Source organism: Bradyrhizobium sp. LA6.1, from assembly GCF_040547805.1.
In the GTDB taxonomy this organism is placed as follows: domain Bacteria; phylum Pseudomonadota; class Alphaproteobacteria; order Rhizobiales; family Xanthobacteraceae; genus Bradyrhizobium; species Bradyrhizobium barranii.
Genome location: NZ_JBEPQK010000006.1, coordinates 163,476 through 185,458 on the forward strand (window position 1 = coordinate 163,476; position 21,983 = coordinate 185,458).

Consider the following 21,983-nt stretch of genomic DNA (forward strand, 5'->3'; position numbering starts at 1 on the left):
AGCGGCCGTCACCTTCTGTCGGCCGACTGGGCCTCGACCGCCTGCACGGCAACGCTCGCGACCTGACGCAGCGCCTCGCGGTCGGAGCCTGAGGACGCCATCACGCCCATGCCGACCGAGACGGCCGAGACGTAGCGCGCGAGCGCGGCGGGATCAGAGCTCGGCTTGAGATCGCCTTCGGCCTTGGCGCGAACAAAGCGCTCGCGGAGCTGGTCTTCGTTCTCGGCGCGGCGGGCGGCGAGCTCGAAGGGGACGTTTTCGGAGCCACTGCCGCAGGCGATGCCGCCCTGCACGAGCAGGCAGCCGGGCGGGTTGGCGGGATCGGTCTGCTTGTCGGCGATCCCCATCAGCATCCGCTCGGCAACGTCGCGGGCAGTCGGCGCGGCGACCACCTCGTCCATCCAGACGCCACGCAATTTGGTGTAACGGTCGAGCGCGGCCTTGAGCAGGCCTTCCTTGTTGCCGAAGCAGGCGTAAAGGCTCGGCGGATTGATGCCCATGGCCTCGGTGAGCTGGGCAATGGTGGCGCCCTCATAGCCATGGCGCCAAAACACTTCCATCGCCTGGTCCAACGCCGTTTCGGCGTCGAATTCGCGGGGGCGTCCCATGCCCATGTGCCTGTCTCCTCGGAATTCACGTTCTGCCTGAAGCTTAACGCCGAATCCTATCTATTTGTTCTAGCTTTATTTTCTCTGCCGTCTTCCAATTCTTGCGGTATGCCGCTACAATTTTCTTAGTGAATGGTACATAAGTATCTTGCACTGCGACATCCAGCTCCACATCTGTAGTGAACACTACATATCTGGAGCGCGCAAATGCATCCCTCGCAAAACTCCCCCCGCACCGGCCGTTTCCGCCGCCTCCTCGGCGGCGTTGCCATCGTGGGCGCCCTCGCCGTGGCCGGCTCGATCGCGACCGGCCATTACTTACGTGCCGCGCAGGCGACCGCAACGGCTGCGGCAGCTGAGCAGGCCGTCCCTGTCACGGTCGCGCTGATCGAACCGAAGCAGACCGTGCTGTGGGACGATTTCTCCGGCCGGCTCGAGGCCATCAACCGTGTCGAGCTTCGTCCCCGCGTCGCGGGTGCGATCCTTGCGACCAACTTCACCGAAGGCGCGCTGGTGAAGGCCGGCGACGTGCTGTTCAAGATCGATCCGGCGCCTTACGCAGCAGAGGTCGACAAGGCCAACGCCCAGCTCGAGGCTGCCAAGGCGCGCGTCGTGTTCACCCAGAGCGAGCTCGAGCGCGGCGCGCAGCTGGTCGGCAATGCCGTGGTCACACGGCGCGACTACGACCAGCGCGACAATGCCAATCGCGAAGCCATCGCCAATGTGAAGGCGGCAGAAGCGACGCTCCAGACCGCAAAGCTCAATCTCGACTACACCGAGGTGCGCGCGCCCGTGGACGGCCGCGTCGGCAAGTTCGAGATCACCGTCGGCAATCTCGTCGCCGCCGGCACCGCCTCCCCGGTGCTGACCTCGCTGGTGTCGGTCAATCCGATCTACGCCTCGTTCGATGCGGATGAAGAGGTCGTGCTGCGCGCGCTGAACTCGATCGCGGATGCTTCCGGCAAGCGCGGCAATCTCGACCAGATCCCAGTGGAAATGACGACATCCGGCGGTCTCTCGGCGAGAGGTCATATCCAGCTGATCGACAACCAGGTCAACGGCCAGAGCGGCACCATCCGGGTCCGCGCGGTGTTTCGGAACGAGGACGGGCGTCTCATCCCCGGCCAGTTCGCCCGCGTGCGCATGGGTCAGCCGAAGCAGCAGACGCTGGTGATGATCGATGAGCGCGCGATCGGCACCGACCAGGACAAGAAGTTCGTGATGGGGGTCGGCGACGACAGCCGGGCGGTCTATCGGCCGATCACGCTCGGCGGATCGGTCGACGGCCTGCGCATCGTGACGGCTGGGCTGAAGCCCGGTGATCGCATCATCGTCAATGGCTTGCAACGCGTGCGTCCGGGTGCGCTCCTCAAGACGGAGGTCGCGGCGATGGGTGCGCGTGGACCGCAGCAGGCCTCCAACCACAGCAACCAGGACGTGGTGCAGCGCTAGTTACATCATTCCGGACCGCGTGCCCGGAATAACGACGTCATAGAGCTACCAAGACATCGCATCTCGATTCCGGGTTCGCGGGTATTTCCCGCGTCGGGGTAACGGGAGAGCTGTCTCTCTTGCAGGGGCAAGGCCATGAATCTCTCAAAGTTCTTTATCGACCGTCCGATCTTCGCCGGCGTGCTGTCCGTCCTGATCTTCCTCGCAGGCCTGATCTCGCTGTTCGCGATGCCGATCTCCGAATATCCGGACGTGGTGCCGCCCTCGGTGCTGGTGCGCGCGACCTATCCCGGCGCCAATCCCAAGGTGATCGCCGAGACGGTGGCGACCCCGATCGAGGAGCAGATCAACGGCGTCGAAGGCATGCTCTACATGTCGAGCCAGGCGACCACCGACGGCGCGATGACGCTGACGGTGACGTTCCGGCTCGGCACCGACCCTGATAAGGCGACGCAGCTGGTGCAGAACCGCGTGCAGCAGGCCGAGCCGCGCCTGCCGGCCGTGGTGCGTCAGCTCGGCATCATCACCAAGAAATCGTCCCCCGACCTCACCATGGTCGTGCATCTGCTCTCGCCCAACAACCGCTACGATATGACGTATTTGCGCAACTACGCGGTGCTCAACGTCAAGGACCGCCTGGCGCGGATCGACGGTGTCGGTGACGTCCAGCTCTATGGCGCAGGCGACTATTCGATGCGGGTCTGGGTCGATCCGCAGAAGGCGGCCGAGCACGGCCTGACCGCAAGCGATATCGTCAAGGCGATCCAGGCGCAGAACGTAGAGGCCGCCGCGGGCGTGGTCGGCTCGTCGCCGAACGTCAGGGGTATCGACCTGCAAATGTCCGTCAATGCCGAAGGCCGGCTCGCCAACGAGGAGCAGTTCGGCGACATCGTGGTCAAGACCGGCACGCGTGGCGAAGTGGTGCGGCTGCGCGACGTCGCCCGTATCGAGCTTGGCGCCTCCGAATACGGCCTGCGCTCGCTGCTCGACAACAAGCAGGCGGTGGCGATCCCGATCTTCCAGGCGCCGGGCTCCAACGCGCTGGAGATTTCCGACCACGTCCGCGCCACCATGGCCGAGATCAAGAAGAACATGCCGGAGGGCGTGTCCTACCAGATCGTCTACGATCCCACCCAGTTCGTGCGCTCCTCGATCGAGGCCGTCATTCACACCCTGCTGGAGGCGATCGCGCTGGTGGTGCTGGTCGTGATCCTTTTCCTGCAGACCTGGCGCGCTTCCATCATTCCACTGCTGGCAGTGCCGGTGTCCATCGTCGGCACCTTTGCGGTGATGCATCTGTTCGGCTTCTCCATCAACGCGCTCAGCCTGTTCGGCCTCGTGCTCGCGATCGGCATCGTCGTCGACGACGCCATCGTCGTGGTCGAGAACGTCGAACGCAACATCGAGGGTGGCCTCTCGCCGCGCGACGCCACCTACCAGGCGATGCGCGAGGTCTCCGGTCCGATCATCGCGATCGCGATGGTGCTGATCGCGGTGTTCGTGCCGCTCGCCTTCATCTCCGGCCTGACCGGGCAGTTCTATAAGCAGTTCGCGCTGACCATCGCGATCTCGACCGTGATCTCCGCCGTCAACTCGCTGACGCTGTCGCCGGCCCTGTCCGCGCTGCTGCTCAAGGGCCACAATGAGCCGAAGGACCGGCTGACGATCATCATGGAAAAGGGCCTTGGCTGGTTCTTCCGCGGCTTCAACAAGGCGTTTACGCGGTCCTCGGAGAACTACAGCGGCACCGTCACCAAGGTGATCTCGGGCAAGGCCGCGGTGATGGGCCTCTATGTGGTCCTGGTCGGCGTCACCGCCTTCCTGTTCCAGCAAGTGCCGAGTGGCTTCGTGCCGGGCCAGGACAAGCAGTATCTGGTCGGCTTCTCGCGGCTGCCCGACGGCGCAGCGCTCGACCGCACCGAAGAGGTCATCCGCAAGATGAGCGACATCGCGCTGACCCAGCCCGGTGTCGAGAGCTCGGTCGCGTTTCCGGGTCTGTCGATCGCCGGCTTCACCAACTCCTCCAATGCCGGCATCGTGTTCTCGACGCTGAAACCGTTCGACGAGCGCAAGGGTCCGGCCCTGAGCGGGAACGCGATCGCGGCCGACCTCAACAAGAAATATTCCGGCATCCAGGAAGCCTTCATCGCCATGTTCCCGCCGCCGCCGGTCAACGGCCTCGGCACCATCGGCGGCTTCAAGCTGCAGATCGAGGACCGCGCCGGTCTCGGCTATGAGGCGCTGAACGAGGCGACGAAGGCGTTCATGGCGGCGATGCAGAAGGCGCCAGAGATCGCCGGCGTGTTCTCGAGCTTCCAGGTCAACGTACCCCAGCTCTTCGCCGACATCGACCGCACCAAGGCGCTTCAGTTGGGCGTGCCCGTGACGGAGGTGTTCAACACGCTGCAGATCTACCTCGGTTCCTACTACGTCAACGACTTCAACAAGTTTGGCCGCACCTACTCCGTCTATGTCCAGGCCGACGCGCCGTTCCGCGCCCGCGCCGACGACATCAGGCAGTTGAAGGTGCGATCGTCCTCCGGCGACATGGTGCCGCTGTCGGCGCTGCTCACGATCCGCCAGAGCGCTGGGCCTGAGCGTGCGATCCGCTACAACGGCTTTTTGTCGTCCGACATCAACGCGGCCGCTGCGCCCGGCTTTTCATCGGGCCAGGCGCAGGAGGTCGCGACGCGGATCGCGGCGGAGACGTTGCCGCCCGGCTTTGCCTTCGAATGGACCGACCTGACCTATCAGGAGTTCATCGCCGGCAATTCCGGCCTCTGGGTGTTTCCGCTGGCGATCCTGCTGGTGTTCCTGGTGCTGGCCGCGCTCTACGAGAGCCTGACCCTGCCGCTCTCGATTATCATGATCGTGCCGATGGGGCTGCTGGCTGCGATGTTCGGCGTCTGGATCTCGAAGGGCGACAACAACGTCTTCACCCAGATCGGCTTGATCGTGCTGGTCGGCCTCTCCGCCAAGAACGCCATCCTGATCGTCGAATTCGCGCGTGAGCTCGAATTCGCGGGACGCACGCCGATCCGGGCCGCGATCGAGGCGAGCCGCTTGCGGCTGCGTCCGATCCTGATGACGTCGATGGCGTTCATCATGGGCGTCTTGCCGCTGGTGCTCTCGACCGGCGCCGGCTCGGAGATGCGGCGCGCGATGGGCGTTGCGGTGTTCTCCGGCATGATCGGCGTCACCGTGTTCGGCCTGTTCCTGACGCCGGTGTTCTATGTGCTGCTGCGGACCGTCACCGGCAACAAGCCGCTGGTGCATCACAGCAGCGACACCAGCGCGGCGCCGGTCCAGGGTCTCAAGCACGAAGGCGCAGGCCACTAGATCAGGGAAATCCCTGAGAGCAACAACAGAACGAGCACGGTCTTGCGAAAGACCGTCTCGTTGACCCGGTGAAAGGCGATCACACCGAGCGCTGAGCCGGCGAACAGCGCCGGCAGGCTGATCGCGAGGTCGACGAACACCTTCGACGACAGGTCCTGGTGCCCGACCAGCAGCGCAATCGCAAAGACCTGCATCGCGGCGATGAACGGCTGCACCAGGCCGCGCTGCTCGCTCTTGGGCATGCCGCGCATGTCGCACCAGATCGTGGGGATCGCGCCGGGCATCGCGGTCAGGCCGCCGACCAGCCCTCCCCCGAACCCGATCAGTGCGACCCAGTGCCGGCCGACCGCCTCACCGGCCGTCACAAGCGTCGGCCGCAGCAGCATGTAGGCCGCATAGAGCGCGACGATGATGCCGAAGCCGCGCCGGAGCAGATGCGTGTCGGTGCTCTGCAACAGCGACACCGCGATGGGAACGCCGATCAATCCGCCGACGATCAGCAGCAGGCTGCCCTCCCACCGGATGCTGCGCCGAAGCGCCCACAGATTGGTGGCCTGCACGCCGATGCTGCACGCCATCATCAGCGGCACGGCCTCCAGCGGCTGAAACACGCGCAGCAGAATCGCGCCCGCCACGGCCGAGAACGCGAAGCCCGAGAGCCCCGAGACGAAGGCGCCTGCGAACACGGCGACGCTCACGAGAAGGCTGGTCGTGATATCAGGCACGATGCGTTCTCCGGCTCAGTCGTAGGGTGTCTGCGTCGCCGGGACATCGGCAGTCCCGGTGCAGAGCTCCGCATCGTGCGAATTCAGGAGAGGCCGAACGACCGGCTGCGCGTGCGAACGCTCCAGCATTGCCAGCCCGACCAATTGAAGCGCGACGAGCGCCGCCGTCAGCGCGGCGGCGACAATGTTGACGTTACGCGCGTTCGAACGGGGTGCGGCCGGCCGCGCACTCGCGCGGATCAACTCTGTTGGCATTTTCAAAAGTATCCTCTTCATTGCAGACGGGAATCATTTCATTCAAACGCGACGTTTCATGCGACTGCTCCAGTAAATGGCTGTAGCGCCGCAACGCGCGCTTCGCGTCAATCTCGCGCTGCGCGCGGAATGCCGCGCCGATGCGCGCGACGATGTCGCGGAACTTGCCGGCCGGAGCTGGCGACGCATTTGGCATGACAATCTCCTCTCAACTTGTGCGAGAGATTGATGAGGTTCACTTCCGCTTGCTGTGAGTTGCTTCACACGAAGATCGAACGCGTCGAACAAGAAAACGCGTGAGTTCTCGTAGAAGAGAGCGCGGAGAATCGCGTCATTCGATCGAACGACCCGCGATAACTTTCTAATGATGCTGCTGTTTGAACCTATCGCGAGCCGGAGCGACTCGCCTGCGCCTTCGGAAAGCGCGTCAGTGCAGAACCGGATTGGAGAATCCAGCCGCGAGCTTGACGAGATCGGCCTGACGCGAGACGCCGGTCTTCGCGAACACTCGATGCAGATGCGTCTTCACCGTCGTCTCCGCGATGCCGAGCGCCACGGCCGTCTCCGGCACACCGCCGACCTCGACGATCGATTGCATGACCCTCAGCTCCGCAGGGGTCAACTCGAACGCGCGGTCGATGAGGCCGGCACATGAGCGGCCGTCGAGTTCCGCCTTCCAGATGAACAAGGCGCCGACCGCCGACGTGCGCTCCGCCGCGCCCTCACGCAACAACGACGGCAGCGCGATGACGTGCGCGACGTAGTAGGAGCCGTCATGCGACATCAGCGGAATCTTTCGCCCGGCGGCCGCCGCGACGGCAACCTCGCCTGCGTCACGGAAGATATCGCGCAGCGCCGAATTTGCCGCGGAAGATCGTGCCGCCAGCCGGCCCGCGACAGACCGCAGGACATCATCGGCGGCGAGCAACATGTCCGCGGCGGGATTGCTGTGGACGATGTTGCAGGCCGTATCGAGCAGGATGACGCCGGCATTCAGCCGATCCACGACATCGGCGAGCGCGATCGCCCGCTGCTGCTTCCGCTCGATCGCCCGGTTGATCAGCAGCGCCCGGCTCGCATGCGGAACCAGGAATTGCATCCGCGCCCGTTGCTCAGCATCGAGCATCCCCTTGCCGGGGATCACGGTGATCAGCATCGGACACGGCGACTTCGACTGTTCCAGAACCACGCTGGCAACATCGACGCAGCCCTGGGGCCGCAGCCATTCCTGATAGAACCGCCCGCGGCGATATTCGTCGAAATTCACGAGATCGGGGATGTTACGAACCTCGCCATAGCGAGGCAGCCGTGCCAGCGGATCGTACTGGGCGTAGGTCTCGGCATAGAGCTGGATGTAGTGCGGATCGACACCGCAGTAATAATGCGTCGCGCCGGACTTGCTGACCGGATCCTTCGAAATCAGCCCGCAAGCCTTGCTGCCGATGAACACATTGAGCTTGACGACAACATCGCTCCACAACTCAGGGTCGAGACCCGCGTCATATATATTCTCGATCAACTCGGACTGTTTGGGAGGTCGGGACATCAGAACAGCCAATGGTGACTTGGAGATCGCGAAATGTTCGTCATGCCCGGCGGCACAATTGAGTCTATCGTGGGAGCAAAAGGTTCAACCCCGACCGCGATTGACCGATCAGTTGACGAGCGGATTGGAGAATCCGGCCGCGAGCTTGACGAGATCGGCCTGACGCGAAACGCCGGTCTTGGCGAACACCCGATGCAGATGCGTCTTCGCCGTGGTTTCTGCGATACCGAGCGCTGCCGCCGTTTCCGGGACGCCACCGACCTCGACAATCGACAGGAACACGCGCAGCTCGGCCGGCGTGAGGTCGAAGGTCCGTGCGATCAGCTCGCCATAGGACTGCCCGCCAAGCGACACCTTGCGCAGGAGCAGCGCACCGGCGGCATCGACCACCCCCTCGCTGCCATTTCGCAGCACGGACGACAGCGGCAGGATGTGCGCGACATAACGCTCGCCGCTCGGCGAAAGCAGCGGGATCGCATGGCCCCCTGTGGCAAGCAGGCCGATTTCGGTTCGGGTCGCAAGCGCTTCGCGTAGCGTCTGGTTGGCCTCCGCGCTGCTGGTTACGAGCTGCCCGGCAACGGACCGAACCACGTCGGCGGCGGCAAACAAGGCGTGGCCGGCCGAATTCGCATGCACCACCCGGCAAAAGGCATCGAGCAGGAAGATGCCGGACGCCAGATTGTCCAGAACATCCACCAGCGCCGTCGCCAGTGTCAGTTGCGAGGTGATGGCGCGGTTGATCAGCAGCGCGCGGCTGGCGTGCGGCACAATCAGCGAAAGCCGATGCTTCATCGCTGGGTCCACCATGCGCCGGCCCGATAGCACCGTCATCATCACGGGGCAGCTCGCATGCGATGTCTCGAGCACGACGTTGGCCGCGTCGCTGCAACCCTGCGGCTGCATCCACTCCTGGTAAAAGCGCCCTTTCCGGTATTCATCGAAATTGACGAGATCAGGGATGCTGACGATCTCGCCAAGCGGCGGCAGCACCGTCAGCGGATCGAACTTCGAATAAGTCTCTGAATAGAGTTGGATGTAGCGCGGATCGGCCCCGCAATAATAATGAGTGACGCCGAATTTGCTGATCGAATCCTTGGAAAACAGCCCGCAGGCCTGCCCGCCGACGAAATCGCGAACGCCGGCGACAACGTGGTTCCACAGCGAAGGATCGAGCCCCGCGTCATAGATGGACTCGACCAGTTCGGGCAGCTTCGGTGGTCGATGCATGGCTATAAATGGCCTGAGTGATCAATATCACCAAGAATACCATAACCACGGCATGCGACGTCCTCCGATCGGAGGAGGCGCCGGCCGGGCGGATGGGGCCCGGCCGGCGGGCATCGCGTTCAAGCCGCCAGGGCTGATGCCGGCTCAGAACGCGACGCGAACGCCCCCTTTCGCCGTGCCGGTGCGGCTCCGGTCGGACATCATCATGCCCTCGACCGCGCCGAACACGGACACGTTTTGGGTGGTGCGGTAGTCGAAGCCAAAGCCGGCCCCCGCAGCATTGTTGAGCACTTGGCGCCGCGACCGGTTGTCGGCGTTGCCGCCCCGGAAGGTGAAGCCGGAACAGTCATGCCTGGTCCCAGCCAACCTTCTCAGAATTTTCTGACCAGACCGCGGCGCGATAGACCTCTCGTCCGCCGGCATCCCTGACGCGGATCCAGGCGTCGCGATCGCGCAGATCGTCACGCCAGACGAACAGATGTCTCGCCATCTCGTCGGCCACGACGAACGTGGCCCTGGCCTGCTCGAAGACCATGCCGCCCGGATCGATCTTCACGACATTGTCGACCAGGAGATCAAAGAAGAAGCGGCGCATTCACAACTCCAACTACAGGCGCCGTCCGAAACGCAGCGTCATCGTTCTACTCCGCGCGCTTAGAAGACGTAATCGGCCGAATACGCGCACTGCGACAGGCACCCGCCTGGTCACACGAACCGCGCACCGCGCGGTCACAGCGCTTCGCCGCTCCTGACGCCGCTGGGCGTCGCGCCATAGGCCCGGCGGAAACAACGATTGAAATAAGAGAGATCGCCGAAGCCCACGTCGTAGGCGATCGAGCTCACCGGCCGCCCGGCGAAGTCAGGCTCGCGCAGCATGCGATGGGCGCGTTTGAGGCGCTGCCCGGTCAGGAAGGACGAGAACGTCTTGCCGTCGGCTTCGAACAGCCGCTGGAGATAACGTGTGGTCACGCCGAATTCCTGCGCCACGGTCGCGACCGAGAGGTCCTGATGCCAGCAATTGTTGACGATGAAGGACTTCACCTTCCGCAGCCGCGCGGCCCGGACGCCTCGGCGCCCGGCCAGCTCGTGAACCTCATCCGTCGCGCCGAGAACACGCGCCATCAGATCATGGAGATGTGCTACGGCGAGCTGGCGCAATGCGGGCACCGCGAACGCGCGCTCGCGCACCAGAGACGTCGCGTAGTCGACCAGCAGGCGAAGTCCGGTGGCGCGCTCCGGAATGATTCGCATCACGGTGTCGTCGATGTCCACGATCATGGGCGCCAGCACCCGCCGCGGCACGCGCAGCGACAGACAATTTCCAAGCGAGAGGCGTTCGTAGATCGTCGCGTCCTCCGCGCTCGTCAGAACCGCGTCACCGGGATGAAGCCTCAGATCTCGTCCTCGCGCAGATACTTCGACGATGCCGGATCGGTTGATCATCAGGCCAAGGCTGTCGTTGCCGTCGACGACCAGTTGCTTGGTACGGATGACCCGAGCTCCGACCAGCCCGCCGATCACCAGCTGGACGTCCGGCAAGCCATGGGATGTGAGGCTCGCCGCGAACGGTTTTTCGTCCGTCGGCTCGACCTCCGCCTTGAGCACGCCGCGGCAATAGAATTCGCGCAGCAGCGGCACACGCTCGTCTTCGGGAATGTGGTCCGTCGAAACATTGAGAATGGAAAATTCGTCCTTGCCGCTCACTGCAATTTCTCCAACCGACAGGCAAGCTCGCTCACGCGCTGTCGTCTCCCGCGTCCGGTGCCGGCGCGCATTGTTCCGTGGCGCACGCTGCCCTTCTCATTCAAGTGGCGTCATATACGAAAGTATCAAATGACGCGCGTCGTACGTTCGGAGGACCTGACGATCCTGCTCATCACAATGGATTGAGATTGCATCGCCGCGCGGCTCGCGCCGTGAAATGAATCACATGGTGTCATCGTCGCGGCGCGTTCGCTGTACAAACGGCGCGGTGAAGCCGGCGGCGATCTTCACGAGATCTGCCTGCCTGCCGGCACCGGTCTTCTCGAACAGGCGACCGAGATGCGTCTTCACCGTCGTCTCGGCAATGCCGAGCTTTGCCGCGATATCGGGAACGCCGCCGACCTCGACGATGGCCATCAGCACGCGCAATTCGGACCGCGTCAGCCTGAAGGCCGCAGCAATGGCGTCGGGCACGAGCGATGGCACCATCGCGGCCTTCTGTACGAGGAGCACCCTGGCCGCGACGTCTCGCGGCAGGCTGCACTCCCGCTTCAACGGAAGGACATGAACGAGATAGTGCTGACCGTCCGCCGACGTCGCGAGCTCGATGCGGCGGCGACCAGCCGGCTGAGCTTCGCTATCCGCAACAACTTCGAACAGGCCGCGGAATAATTTGTCGGTCTGAGTGTTACGCGCCACGATCCGGTCGCCAACCATCGCGAGCAGGTTTGCATCGACGAACAGCTGCCGGCACGCCGCGTTGGAGTGGACGACCCGGCCATCGGCGTCGAGCAGGCAGATCGCCGTGCTCAGGCCGTCTAGCACATCGGCAAGGTCGTCCACGGTGTGCGAGCGCGCCCTGATCTGCCGGCCCATGATCCTGGAACGCTGGATGTGGGGTGCGAGCAGCCGCATGCGTTCGCGCATCGCCTCGTCGACGGTTCCGCGGGATCGATGGCGTAACACCTGCAAGACCGTGGTGCGCGCTTCCGATCTCTCGAGCGCGACGGTCGCGAGGTCGATCGCGCCCTGCGGCTCGACCCACTCGCGATAGAAGCTCGTCGCCACGAAGTCCGCGTGCGGCATGATATCGGTCACGCCGATGGCGTGCCCGGCCGCAAAAGCGAGATGACGATCGAGCAGAGGATCCTGCTCGACATATCTGTCGCGATAGAGCTGGCGAAAGCGGGATTCGGTGCCAAAATGCTGGTGAATCTCGATCGAGAGCCTTGCCGCATCGCGGGACAGGATGGTCGCGGCATACCCGCCGACGAAATGGGAAACCTGTTCCAGCGCGCCGCTGCGCAGCGCAGGATCGACCGCAGCATCGTAGATCTCGCCGACGAGAGACGAGAACCGGTTTGCCTGGAGGATCGTCATCGGAAGGACGATGCGATCGGCGTGCGGCCCCGGTGACGAAGGGAGCTTGCGCATTGGACATTGGCAGAGGCGACGGAGCGGTCAATCGTCGCCTTCGGCGTGGAAAAGGCAGTGCAGCGAGATGCTAAAATATCGAACATCGTCCTTGCGTAACGTCAACCGCAGGGTGCGGCTTGGACGTTTTCGCCAAAGACTAGGATAAAAGCGAACAGCGCGCGGGCTGTGTGCTGTGGGTCACGCGCCCTCGCGCTGCTTGCTCGATCGCGCGCACTGTGCGCGGCGCAGCACTTTACTTCCGGTTCTCCTCGCAGAACTTCAGCGCGGCCAGCGCCTCGCCGGCGCGCGGGATCTGCATCTCGATGCTGTCCTCGTCATCGTCCTCGAAATCGAGCGAGAGACGCCTGGCCTTCGACAGCCGATCCATGATCGTCTGGTCGTATTCGAAGATGCCGCGCACGGTGGTCTTGTCCATGACCTCCCACTTCGCCTTCTTCATGATGTCGGCGTCATCGGTGCCGACGTCGGCCCGGAGGATCTCGCCGACCTTGTCCCACTCCCAACCGTCATAGATCATCACGATCACGATGGCCTTCTCGGAATAGGTGATCACGATGACGTAGTTGCGGTTCTCGTCTTCCTTGTCCTTGTAGCCGCGGCTCGCATTGCAATGCGTGTCCTGCGCGCGCTTCTCGATGGTCCAGTCGCCGACCCTGGATTGCTGCGCGAACGCCGGCCCTGCGCTCGATACGGCTGCGCCCAAGGCGCCCGCGCTCAGCAAAGCGGCAAGAAGGAATCGTCTCATGTCAGCCTCCAGCGTTCCCCACGCGGAGATGACCACCTCAGCCTGCGGCCCGCAAGGGCTCGAGGAGGCTGATCCTGGCCGATGCTGACGTCGCCGACCCTACACCCGCCTGGGGATGATGGCGATCGGGGTGAAGGTGTAAACCTCCTCGCCGTTCTGGTTGAACATGGTCCATTTCACCAGCGCGATGCCCTGCGGCTTCGACTTCGACGGCGTCAGGCTCATGACCTCGCCGACCAGATGCAGGCGGTCATTGGGCCGTACCGGGATGGTCCAGCGCAGACCGTCGACGCCCGCGCCGATCAGCGGATGCGGGCCGAACGGGCGGGCCTGGATCGCGAGGTTCATGGCGATCGCGGCGGTGTGCCATCCTGATGCAGCCAGGCCGTTGAACAAGGTCTGCTTGGCGGCCTCGTGGTCGAGATGCATCGGCTGCGGATCGAACTCGGCTGCAAAGCGCTTGATGTCGGCTTCGGTGACTTGCACCTCGGGGGATTTGAACCGCATTCCGATGGTGAGATCGTCGAACCACTCGACCTGCGCCATGATTTTGCCTCGCAATATGACTTGCCGCCCACCCGAAAGGCCCGGCTGAAGGACTGAGCAGAGCGGGATGTAGCGGGTCTGCGGTGCACAAACCAGCCCCGGGTTCCCCGCGAAACCCGTTTCCCAAAACGACGAAACACGCCTGAAACAGATTGCCGGTTATCTGGTTGTCAAAATCATACAGGGACGGCCACCATGCAATTCTTCCTCGACCTCATCCTGGATTATGCCTGCTGCCAAAATCTCGTCTCCCAGCCGCTACGGGAGGATGAGCTATGATCGAGCTGATCTCAGCCGTGCTCGCGCTTTGCAGCGTAGCTGTCTTCGCGGCACATGCTTTGGATGCCTACCGCACCAAGCACTCCTGATCTGTACGCCCTCCGGCCGCTAGAACGGGCGCCGGTAAAAGTGCTCTGAGTGCGTGGCCGGCGGAAACCGGTTTGCGAGCGCGATTGCCGCGTTCTCGTCAGTCTCGAGCGCGACCTTCTGCGCCAGCATCACGTCGCCGGGCACGAGAAAGCCTGACGGGACGAAGCACCATCCCATCGCCGCACGCCCCTCATCGTCGATCTCATGGACATTGGCGGCCGTGCCGTAGTGGATGCGGTACCTTTTGCCGGTATCGCAGCCGATGACATCGAAATACCGATGCTGCTCGAATTGCGCGCGCTGCGCCGGCGACAGCCATTCGGCCAAAAGCCGGCGGCCGCGGGCATCCGGCGTGTTCTCGCCGAAGAAGCGCCGATAGAGCTCGCGCAGCGCATGCAGACGCGCACGCGCCGGCGCACGGAGCCAAATTGCCGCGATCATGAGCAGCTCAGATCAACCGCCGACCAGGCGGGGATAGAACAGCGTTTCGTGCGCGGTCGGATCGAATGACTTGATGCGGGTGACTTCACCGGGTCCAGTACGATAGGCGGCGGTGAAGCCCGCTCCGGTCAGCTCACGAAAGCGCCGTTCGGCTCGCGCCAGCGCTTCGGCATTGTCAGGATCAAACTCGTGGCGCGTGTCGCCCGTCTGGTCCATCACGATCTGGGTAGCCATATTGAGTCTCCTCATGCCAGCCCTGCCCCCGATCAAAGCAAACCTCGTGCCGTCAGTTCCTCAACGCAAGAACTTTCTCGTGCGCGGCCGAGCCTTCATGCGGCCTCAACGCAACGCGGCCGCCCCTCCTCCCTCGTCGATCTGCCGTCCCATCAGGGCGATTGCCTTCTGATAGACGCCGGCAGCATTCCAAGCCTCGATAGCGGCAAAATTCGGTTCGCCCGGCTGGTAACCGGCTCCTGCGCGCCAGCCATGAGCTTTCAGGAAATTCGCCGTCGAGTTCAGCGCATTGGCGGCAACCTCGAGATTACCGGTGCCATAGGCCAGGATGTTCTTGGGCATGAACTGGGTCTGGCCGACCTCGCCGTGCATAGAGCCGCGGGTCGCCCCGGACAGCGTGCCGCGGTCGATCAGCTTGAGGGCGGCATAGAGCTGGTCGGTGAAGAATTCGGGACGGCGGCAGTCATAGGCAAGGGTCGCGATCGACGACAGCATGTTCTGGTTGCCGCGCTGACTGCCGAAACCGGTCTCCATGCCCCAGATCGCGATCAGCGGCCCGGGCGGGACGCCGTAGCGCTGCTGGATCGAGGCGAACAAGGCGGCCTGCGATTGCTTGAGCTGCCGCCCCTTGGCGACGATGGTGGTGGCGCCGCGCTTGGCGAGGAACTGGTCGAGCGTCAGCGAGAAGCTGCGCTGGCCGCGGTCGGCCGCAATCGTGGCACCGGCGTAATTGGTCTGCATCAGCGCCGCGAGCGCGGTCTGGCCGACGCCCTTGCCCTGCGCCTCCGCGCTGAACTCGCGCTTCCAGGCCTCAAAGCCCGCCGGCGAGCTGCCGCATTGCGCGGCCTCGGCCATGGATATCAGGGACATGGGCGCCAGCGAGAGAAGCAGCGCTGCAGCGCCGATCATGGCCGTCGCAACGGTCCTGCCCTTGGTCATTCCCTGGTCCTCTCACATAAACGTGCGCGACCGGCTCGCGCGCGCCCATGATCCTACGTCGGCCCCGATCGCTCAAGCCCCATCCGGCGCAACCTGTGCCTTGACACCGGGACGACTGCCTAGCCTTCCCCGTCGCGGCCGAGCAGGAAATCCACCATGATGCCCTGGTGCTGCTCGTACATGTCCGTACCGGTCCCGGTCACGCAGCCGATCCTGCGGGCGGCAGCGACGAAGGGCGAGACTTCGGGCTTTGTGATGACGCAGCCGCAATAGGCCGTCGGCGCAAGCCGCGCGACATCGACCGGCAGCGGATCGCCCTCCTTCATCCCGGCGGGTGTCGCATTGGCGACGAAATCGAAGCCCGCGGGATCCCCGGTGCCGACCTGCACGGGCGTTCTGCCGAGCCCGTTGAGCCGGCCGATCAGTGCGTCGCGGCGCTCGGGCTCGCTGTCGTGAATCGCGAGATCGCTCACGCCGGCCTCGACCAGCGCAAGCGCGATCGCCGATCCTGCGCCGCCGGCGCCGACGAGCAGCGCCCGCATGCCCCGGGGATCGATCCCCTTCGCCCGCGCCGCACCGACGAAGCCGAGGCCGTCCACCATGTCGCCATGCCATGAACCGTCCGCGCGCCGGCGCATCAGGTTCGCGGTGCGCAGGAAATGTGCGCGCTCGGTCGCACTGGCGCAGGCCTGATAGCAGGCAAATTTGTGCGGGATGGTCACGACGATGCCGTCGAGGTTCTTCAGCCGCGTTGCCACCGAGAGGAAATCCGGCAAATCCGCTGGCGCGACCTGAACCGGCACGAGAATGCCGTCATGGCCGCGCGCAGCGAAGGCGGCCGTCACGCCTGCCGGCGAGCGCACCTGCGCGATGGGATCGCCGACAATGACGTAGAGCCGCGTCGCGCCTGATAGACCCGGGATCATGCCGGTGAAGCCGGACCCTGAGAGCCGCCCGCCTCGGTCCCCTCAGTCAATTCCAGGCCATCCAGATTGCCTTCCTTGCGCCATTTGTCGAGCAGCCGCAGGAACGCCACCGGCCCGCGCCAGTACTGGCTGTTTCGTGCCGCGATCGGATCGAACACGCCCTCGTTGTTGTAGTAGCCCGGCGTGCACTCGGCCAGATAGGTCTGGCGGCCGAGCGCGGCCTTGACGACCTCCTCGACCCAGGCGTCCTCGGCGGCGAGCGTCGGCTCCAGCGTCCGCGCCTTGCGCTTGCGCGCCTCCGCGATCACATAGGCGATGTGCTGCGACTGCTCGTCGATGATGTGCGGAAAATTGGCGCTCTGACCGGCCTGCACCGTGACGATCAGGAAGCAATTCGGGAAGCCACGGCTGTAGAAGCCATGCAGCGTCTTGACGCCATCGCGCCATCGCTCGGACAGGCTCACGCCGTCACGGCCGTAAACCTCGAAGCCCATGCGGCGGGCGTAATCAGTGCCGACCTCGAAGCCGCTGGCATAGATCAGGCAGTCGAGCTCATAGGCCTTGCCGTCAACCACGACGGCGTTCTCGGTGATCCGCTCGACGCCCTGCCCTTTGGTGTCGACCAGATGCACGTTGGGACGATTGAAAGTGTCGAGATATTCGTCGTGGAAGCATGGGCGTTTGCAGAACGCCTTGTACCAGGGCTTGAGCGCCGCCGCGGCGGCTTCGTCCTTCACGACGGTATCGACGCGCGCGCGGATCTCTTCCATCTTGCGGTAGTCGGCCTGCTCGATGACCTTCAGCGCCTCTTCGAGCGAGGTCACCGGCTGCGGCTGGCGGCGCGGCGCCAGCAGGATCTCGCCAAGCAGGCCGGTCCAGCCGTCCTGCACCAGATCCCGTTCGAACGGCTCGCCGGAGATGACCGCAGTGAAATTGTCCATGCGCTCGCGCTGCCAGCCGGGCTCGAGGCTCTGCGCCCAGCTTGCGTCCGTCGGACGGTCGTCGCGCACGCCGATCGCCGATGGCGTGCGCTGGAAGACATAGAGCTCTTTCGCCGATCGGCCGAGATGCGGCACGCATTGCACGGCGGTCGCGCCGGTCCCGATGATGCCGACGCGCTTGTCGGCCAGACCGGTGAGACCGCCTTCAGCCGTGCCGCCGGTGTAGCCATAGTCCCAGCGGCTGGTGTGGAAGCTGTGGCCCTTGAAGGTCTCGATGCCGGGAATACCCGGCAGCTTCGGACGGCTCAGCGGGCCCCCGGCGAGAATGACGAAGCGTGCGCGGATGCGATCGCCACGATCGGTCTCGACCAGCCAGCAACCCTCCTGCTCCTGCCATTCCATCCGCGAGATGATCGTCTGAAACAGCGCGCGCTCGTAGAGGCCGAAGTGACGGCCGATGCGGCGGGAATGCTCGTAGATCTCGGGCGCGCGCGCATATTTGCGCACCGGCATGTAGCCGGTCTCTTCCAGCAGCGGCAGATAGATGTAGCTCTCGGTATCGCAGGCCGCACCGGGATAACGATTCCAGTACCAGGTGCCGCCGAAATCGGCGGCCTTTTCCACGATACGAAAATCCTCGATGCCGGCCTCGCGCAGGCGCGCGCCGCAGAGCAGACCGCCGAAGCCGCCGCCGACTATGAGAACTTCGGTCTGTTCGCTGACAGCTGCGCGCGCAAATCCGGGATCGGCCCAGGGATCGTCGAGATAGCGGCCGAAATCGCCTGCGACCTCGACATATTGCGCCTTGCCCTCGGCGCGCAAACGCCGGTCGCGCTCGTCGCGATAGCGCGCGCGGAGTGCGGAAATATCGACCGTAGATTCGCCGGCTGCACCGGTCTTGTGTCTTTCCGCTGACATCGATTTCCTCCACGGCGGACGCTGCTTCGGATCAGTTAGCCCCGAAAAAGTGACGCATGCAATCGCGTCCATCGCTTTTTGCGTGAACGTCCCGTGACGTTCCGCTAACCTCACGCGCAAATCACAACATATGCCACGCAACGACGTGGCCGCGGAGGAGACCATGCAGGGATTGATGATGGATATGCCGCTCCTGATCAGCGGCCTGATCCAGTATGCCGCGGACTATCACGGCGAAGCCGAGATCGTCGCGCGCGAGATCGAGGGCGACATCCATCGCTACACCTACGCCGACGCCCATCCACGCATCAAGCGCATGGCGCTGGCTCTGAAGCGGCTCGGCATGAAGCAAGGCGACCGCGTCGGCACCCTGGCCTGGAATACGCACCGGCATTTCGAGATGTTCTATGCCGCGCCCGGCATGGGCTATGTGCTGCACACCATCAATCCGCGGCTGTTCCCCGAGCAGCTCGTCTACATCATCAACCACGCCGAGGACCGGCTGCTGTTCATCGACCGCGCCACGCTGCCGCTGGTCGAGGCGATCGCGCCGCAACTGAAGACGATCGAGGCCTATGTCGTGATGTCCTCGCGCGAGCGGATGCCGGAGACCAGGCTTGCGAACGTGCATTGCTATGAGGATCTCCTCGCCAGCGAGAACGACGCCGGCTTCGCCTGGCCGGAGTTCGACGAAAAATCCGCCTCCACCATCTGCTACACGTCGGGCACGACGGGCAACCCCAAGGGCGTGATCTACTCGCACCGCGCCGCCATCCTGCAGACCATGACCTGCTGCAATTTCGACTTCCTGCCGGGACATCTCGAAGGCGTACGCGAAGTCATGATGCCGATGGCGCCGCTCTTCCACGGCAACGGCTGGAACATGCCGTTCACCGCGCCTTACACGGGATCAAAGCTGGTGCTGCCCGGCCGCAACTATGAGCCCGACAAGCTCTATGAGCTGCTCGAAGGCGAGAAGGTGACGCTCTCCGCCGGCGTGCCGAGCTTCTGGCTGATCCTGCTCGACTGGCTGGGGCGCACCGGCAATAAATTCTCGACCCTGCGCGCGACGCTGTCGTCCGGCTCGGCGCCGCCGCGCGCGATGGTCGAGAAGCTCAAGCGCGACTATGACATCGACTACGTCCAGGCCTGGGGTATGACCGAAGCCCTGGGCTGCTCGATGCCGGGCTTGCGGCCCGGCTCCGAGCATCTCGGCGACAAGGAGAAATTTGACCGGCGCCAGGTGTCGGGCCGCGCCTGCTTCGGCACATCCTTGCGCATCGTCGACGACGGCGGCAACGAGCTGCCGCGCGACGGCAAGACCGTCGGACATCTGCGAGCACGCGGGCCGTGGGTCGCCTCGGGCTACATGAAGCTCGACGAAGGCCTCGACCGTGATGGTTGGCTGATCACCGGCGACATGGCGGTGATCGACAGCCAAGGCCACGTCACGCTGACCGATCGCTCCAAGGACGTGATCAAGTCCGGCGGCGAATGGATCTCCTCGATCCAGCTCGAGGACGTCGCCTTGTCCCACCCCGACGTGCTGCAAGCCGCGGTAGTCGCGATCAACCATGAGAAATGGCAGGAGCGTCCGCTGCTCCTCGTCGTCCGCAAGAAGGGCGCGACCGTGGACGGCAAGACCTTGCTCGACCACATGCGCCCGAAGATTGCGAGTTGGTGGATGCCCGACGCCGTCGAATTCCTGGACGAATTTCCGATGACCGGCACCGGCAAGGTGCTCAAATCCGCGCTGCGCGAGAAGTTCAGGGAGTACCGCGTCGTCTGAAGTACGCGCACCCTGCGTGCGCGGTCTTCATCTTTTGGTAGATTCGACGGCGATATATCGAGGTGTCGCTAACTCCAGGGATAGAGGACAGCATGGCGTTTTCCGGATTGGGCCTGCATCTCGGCAATCTGTCGCGCCTGTCGAATGCGCAGACGCGCTCGATCAGCCCCGAGAATTTCACCGGCGAGAAGGGCAAGGGCGGCATGTCCGTCGACGGACCCGCCGCACGCCAGGCCCGCGATCTCGGCCAGGGCTGGAAGATCTCGCCCTATGTCGTCATCGAGCCCGGCGCTACCTTTACGCTCGCCGACATTCAGGGCCAGGGCGCGATCCAGCAGATCTGGATGACGCTGGCGCGCGGGCGCCTGCGCCATTCGATCCTGCGCATCTACTGGGACGACCAAATGCTGCCAAGCGTGGAATGCCCGGCCGGCGATTTCTTCGCCTGCGGATGGGAGGAGTTCGCGCAGGTGTCCTCGCTCGCGGTCTGCGTCAATCCCGGCCGCGCGTTCAACTGCTACTGGGAAATGCCGTTCCGCACGCGCGCGCGCTTCACGCTGGAGAACCGCAGCGAGGAGCAGCTCACCGTCTACTACCAGATCAACTACACTCTCACTGAGGTGCCCGAGGACTGCGCCTATTTCCATGCGCAGTTCCGGCGTACCAACACGCTACCGTACAAAGAGGTCTACACCATCCTCGATGGCGTCAGCGGTGCGGGCCACTACGTCGGCACCTATATGGCCTGGGGCGTCAACAACAACGGCTGGTGGGGCGAAGGCGAGATCAAGTTCTTCATCGACGGCGACGGTGCATTCCCGACCATCTGCGGCACCGGCACCGAGGATTATTTCTGCGGCGCCTATAATTTCGATCCCTATGTCGCGCATGCCGGTCAGGGGCAATCCCGCTACCAGGAATTCACCACGCCCTATGCCGGCCTGCCGCAGGTGATCCGTCCCGATGGGGCCTACAAGTCGCAGCAACGCTTCGGCCTGTACCGCTGGCACATCCCCGATCCCGTGCGCTTCCGTTCCGATCTGCGCGTGACGATCCAGGCGCTGGGCTGGCTGCCGGGCGTCAAGGAGGCGAAGTATCTTCCATTGCAGGACGACATCGCCTCGGTCGCGTTCTGGTACCAGACGCTGCCGACCCCGCCCTTCCCGAAGCTGGCTGATCCTGACTATCTCGAAATCGGCTAGCCGCCCTTCCCTGCGCTCACAGCATTTGCGCCGCCCGGACGTCGTGAAGATCGTCCGGGCGGCGCCTTCGTGTTCGGCGCCGGCTACCAGGAATACTGGAGCCCCACGCGTCCAAGGGCGCGCACGTCGCTCCACGACTGCGCCGGAAGCGCCACGCCAAACTCCGTCGCGGTCCGGTTGGACGTGGACGTCAAGCTGCCGCGATCGAGACCGAACGCGATGCCCATCGTCAGTGACAGGTTTCCCTGGATCCTGATCATTCCAACCACACCGGCGGCATGCTGCCCGTCGAAGACGGCCCAGTGCGTCGAGATCGCATAGTTGGTCCCGTCGGGCAGGAACGGATTGACGAGCGAAGTCGCCATGGCCGTTCCCGTCGCTGCACGGGTAATCTGGCGTGCGAGATCGAACTGGCTCTGCACCGTCTGCCCCGCGTTCACGCAGGTGTCAGTACCCGGTATGTAGAAGAAGTTGGCACCGTAGATCGAGCAGATCTTTTCGTACTCGACCGCAGCACGGCCGGGCGTCGGGATCGCCAGAACCAGAGCGGCAGTCGCAAGGATAGCGCGCAGGTGACGTCGGAAGACGTCTCGTGCCGCGTTGATTTGCTTCCACATGTTTGTCTCCAATCAGTGACGTT

At 64.1% G+C, this 21,983-nt stretch carries 21 protein-coding genes; 4 read left to right on the top strand and 17 right to left on the bottom strand.

The features are described 5' to 3' along the window. Nucleotides 1-8: 8 nt before the first annotated feature. A complete protein-coding gene (locus tag ABIB99_RS17580) occupies nt 9-614 on the bottom strand; it encodes a TetR/AcrR family transcriptional regulator (RefSeq protein WP_354176814.1) in 606 nt (201 codons plus the stop codon). 201 nt (nt 615-815) lie between these two features. Between ABIB99_RS17580 and ABIB99_RS17585 the strand changes: the two genes are divergently transcribed. Further along, nucleotides 816-2,060: an efflux RND transporter periplasmic adaptor subunit gene (locus tag ABIB99_RS17585; RefSeq protein WP_071915009.1), complete on the top strand. Its 1,245-nt coding sequence runs from the start codon at nt 816-818 to the stop codon at nt 2,058-2,060. A gap of 135 nt (nt 2,061-2,195) precedes the next feature. Beyond that, nucleotides 2,196-5,399 carry an efflux RND transporter permease subunit gene (locus ABIB99_RS17590; protein WP_354176816.1) on the top strand — a complete coding sequence of 1,068 codons (3,204 nt, stop codon included), beginning with the start codon at nt 2,196-2,198 and terminating at the stop codon, nt 5,397-5,399. On the opposite strand, the gene ABIB99_RS17595 is transcribed toward ABIB99_RS17590, so the two are convergent. From ABIB99_RS17595 to ABIB99_RS17665, 15 genes are all read right to left on the bottom strand, one after another. Then, nucleotides 5,396-6,124: a sulfite exporter TauE/SafE family protein gene (locus ABIB99_RS17595; protein ID WP_354176818.1), complete on the bottom strand. Its 729-nt coding sequence runs from the start codon at nt 6,122-6,124 to the stop codon at nt 5,396-5,398. The genes ABIB99_RS17590 and ABIB99_RS17595 overlap by 4 nt on opposite strands. 193 nt (nt 6,125-6,317) lie before the next feature. Further along, entirely contained in the window at nt 6,318-6,575 is a 258-nt protein-coding gene (locus tag ABIB99_RS17600) for a hypothetical protein (RefSeq protein ID WP_354176819.1), read from the bottom strand. Between the two features lie 231 nt (nt 6,576-6,806). Continuing rightward, nucleotides 6,807-7,925, bottom strand: a complete 1,119-nt coding sequence (locus ABIB99_RS17605) for a helix-turn-helix transcriptional regulator (RefSeq protein WP_354176820.1) — start codon at nt 7,923-7,925, stop codon at nt 6,807-6,809. Between the two features lie 108 nt (nt 7,926-8,033). Then, nucleotides 8,034-9,152, bottom strand: a complete 1,119-nt coding sequence (locus ABIB99_RS17610) for a helix-turn-helix transcriptional regulator (RefSeq protein WP_354176821.1) — start codon at nt 9,150-9,152, stop codon at nt 8,034-8,036. Nucleotides 9,153-9,296: 144 nt separating this feature from the next. Next, complete coding sequence (locus ABIB99_RS17615) at nt 9,297-9,443, bottom strand: hypothetical protein (protein ID WP_354176822.1); 147 nt, start codon at nt 9,441-9,443, stop codon at nt 9,297-9,299. Nucleotides 9,444-9,498: 55 nt separating this feature from the next. Then, entirely contained in the window at nt 9,499-9,747 is a 249-nt protein-coding gene (locus ABIB99_RS17620) for a DUF6894 family protein (RefSeq protein WP_282518163.1), read from the bottom strand. Between the two features lie 134 nt (nt 9,748-9,881). Next, on the bottom strand, nt 9,882-10,856 hold the full coding sequence (locus ABIB99_RS17625; protein WP_135214390.1) for a helix-turn-helix transcriptional regulator: 975 nt from the start codon (nt 10,854-10,856) through the stop codon (nt 9,882-9,884). Between the two features lie 222 nt (nt 10,857-11,078). Then, the gene (locus ABIB99_RS17630; protein WP_354177100.1) at nt 11,079-12,236 is read right to left on the bottom strand and encodes a helix-turn-helix transcriptional regulator; all 1,158 of its coding nucleotides are present in this window, start codon (nt 12,234-12,236) and stop codon (nt 11,079-11,081) included. Between the two features lie 289 nt (nt 12,237-12,525). Further along, the gene (locus ABIB99_RS17635; RefSeq protein ID WP_166352411.1) at nt 12,526-13,038 is read right to left on the bottom strand and encodes a hypothetical protein; all 513 of its coding nucleotides are present in this window, start codon (nt 13,036-13,038) and stop codon (nt 12,526-12,528) included. A gap of 99 nt (nt 13,039-13,137) precedes the next feature. After that, complete coding sequence (locus tag ABIB99_RS17640; protein ID WP_014496047.1) at nt 13,138-13,584, bottom strand: MaoC family dehydratase; 447 nt, start codon at nt 13,582-13,584, stop codon at nt 13,138-13,140. Nucleotides 13,585-13,971: 387 nt separating this feature from the next. Continuing rightward, nucleotides 13,972-14,394: a hypothetical protein gene (locus tag ABIB99_RS17645; RefSeq protein WP_063983909.1), complete on the bottom strand. Its 423-nt coding sequence runs from the start codon at nt 14,392-14,394 to the stop codon at nt 13,972-13,974. A 12-nt stretch (nt 14,395-14,406) separates the two neighbouring features. Continuing rightward, nucleotides 14,407-14,628: a hypothetical protein gene (locus ABIB99_RS17650; RefSeq protein ID WP_028146622.1), complete on the bottom strand. Its 222-nt coding sequence runs from the start codon at nt 14,626-14,628 to the stop codon at nt 14,407-14,409. Nucleotides 14,629-14,733: 105 nt separating this feature from the next. After that, nucleotides 14,734-15,567 carry a lytic murein transglycosylase gene (locus ABIB99_RS17655; RefSeq protein ID WP_354176824.1) on the bottom strand — a complete coding sequence of 278 codons (834 nt, stop codon included), beginning with the start codon at nt 15,565-15,567 and terminating at the stop codon, nt 14,734-14,736. A gap of 119 nt (nt 15,568-15,686) precedes the next feature. Beyond that, on the bottom strand, nt 15,687-16,493 hold the full coding sequence (locus ABIB99_RS17660; RefSeq protein ID WP_354176826.1) for a shikimate dehydrogenase family protein: 807 nt from the start codon (nt 16,491-16,493) through the stop codon (nt 15,687-15,689). Next, nucleotides 16,490-18,352 (bottom strand): flavin-containing monooxygenase, encoded by a 1,863-nt coding sequence (locus ABIB99_RS17665; protein WP_063983912.1) that lies wholly within the window; start codon nt 18,350-18,352, stop codon nt 16,490-16,492. Before ABIB99_RS17665 ends, ABIB99_RS17660 begins: the two co-directional genes overlap by 4 nt. Nucleotides 18,353-18,515: 163 nt before the next feature. On the opposite strand from ABIB99_RS17665, the gene ABIB99_RS17670 reads away from it, so the two are divergent. Beyond that, nucleotides 18,516-20,141, top strand: a complete 1,626-nt coding sequence (locus ABIB99_RS17670) for a long-chain fatty acid--CoA ligase (RefSeq protein WP_354176828.1) — start codon at nt 18,516-18,518, stop codon at nt 20,139-20,141. Between the two features lie 92 nt (nt 20,142-20,233). Further along, the gene (locus tag ABIB99_RS17675) at nt 20,234-21,343 is read left to right on the top strand and encodes a glycoside hydrolase family 172 protein (RefSeq protein ID WP_354176829.1); all 1,110 of its coding nucleotides are present in this window, start codon (nt 20,234-20,236) and stop codon (nt 21,341-21,343) included. Nucleotides 21,344-21,426: 83 nt separating this feature from the next. Here the strand turns inward: ABIB99_RS17675 and ABIB99_RS17680 are convergent, their stop codons facing one another. Beyond that, the gene (locus ABIB99_RS17680; RefSeq protein ID WP_354176830.1) at nt 21,427-21,960 is read right to left on the bottom strand and encodes a porin; all 534 of its coding nucleotides are present in this window, start codon (nt 21,958-21,960) and stop codon (nt 21,427-21,429) included. Nucleotides 21,961-21,983: the final 23 nt, after the last annotated feature.

Coding starts and splice junctions, on each gene's coding strand:
- ABIB99_RS17580 (WP_354176814.1), bottom strand. CDS start 614: ATGGGCATGGGACGCCCCCGCGAATTCGACGCCGAAACGGCGTTGGAC.
- ABIB99_RS17585 (WP_071915009.1), top strand. CDS start 816: ATGCATCCCTCGCAAAACTCCCCCCGCACCGGCCGTTTCCGCCGCCTC.
- ABIB99_RS17590 (WP_354176816.1), top strand. CDS start 2,196: ATGAATCTCTCAAAGTTCTTTATCGACCGTCCGATCTTCGCCGGCGTG.
- ABIB99_RS17600 (WP_354176819.1), bottom strand. CDS start 6,575: ATGCCAAATGCGTCGCCAGCTCCGGCCGGCAAGTTCCGCGACATCGTC.
- ABIB99_RS17605 (WP_354176820.1), bottom strand. CDS start 7,925: ATGTCCCGACCTCCCAAACAGTCCGAGTTGATCGAGAATATATATGAC.
- ABIB99_RS17610 (WP_354176821.1), bottom strand. CDS start 9,152: ATGCATCGACCACCGAAGCTGCCCGAACTGGTCGAGTCCATCTATGAC.
- ABIB99_RS17620 (WP_282518163.1), bottom strand. CDS start 9,747: ATGCGCCGCTTCTTCTTTGATCTCCTGGTCGACAATGTCGTGAAGATC.
- ABIB99_RS17630 (WP_354177100.1), bottom strand. CDS start 12,236: ATGACGATCCTCCAGGCAAACCGGTTCTCGTCTCTCGTCGGCGAGATC.
- ABIB99_RS17635 (WP_166352411.1), bottom strand. CDS start 13,038: ATGAGACGATTCCTTCTTGCCGCTTTGCTGAGCGCGGGCGCCTTGGGC.
- ABIB99_RS17640 (WP_014496047.1), bottom strand. CDS start 13,584: ATGGCGCAGGTCGAGTGGTTCGACGATCTCACCATCGGAATGCGGTTC.
- ABIB99_RS17645 (WP_063983909.1), bottom strand. CDS start 14,394: ATGATCGCGGCAATTTGGCTCCGTGCGCCGGCGCGTGCGCGTCTGCAT.
- ABIB99_RS17650 (WP_028146622.1), bottom strand. CDS start 14,628: ATGGCTACCCAGATCGTGATGGACCAGACGGGCGACACGCGCCACGAG.
- ABIB99_RS17655 (WP_354176824.1), bottom strand. CDS start 15,567: ATGACCAAGGGCAGGACCGTTGCGACGGCCATGATCGGCGCTGCAGCG.
- ABIB99_RS17660 (WP_354176826.1), bottom strand. CDS start 16,493: ATGATCCCGGGTCTATCAGGCGCGACGCGGCTCTACGTCATTGTCGGC.
- ABIB99_RS17665 (WP_063983912.1), bottom strand. CDS start 18,352: ATGTCAGCGGAAAGACACAAGACCGGTGCAGCCGGCGAATCTACGGTC.
- ABIB99_RS17670 (WP_354176828.1), top strand. CDS start 18,516: ATGCAGGGATTGATGATGGATATGCCGCTCCTGATCAGCGGCCTGATC.
- ABIB99_RS17675 (WP_354176829.1), top strand. CDS start 20,234: ATGGCGTTTTCCGGATTGGGCCTGCATCTCGGCAATCTGTCGCGCCTG.
- ABIB99_RS17680 (WP_354176830.1), bottom strand. CDS start 21,960: ATGTGGAAGCAAATCAACGCGGCACGAGACGTCTTCCGACGTCACCTG.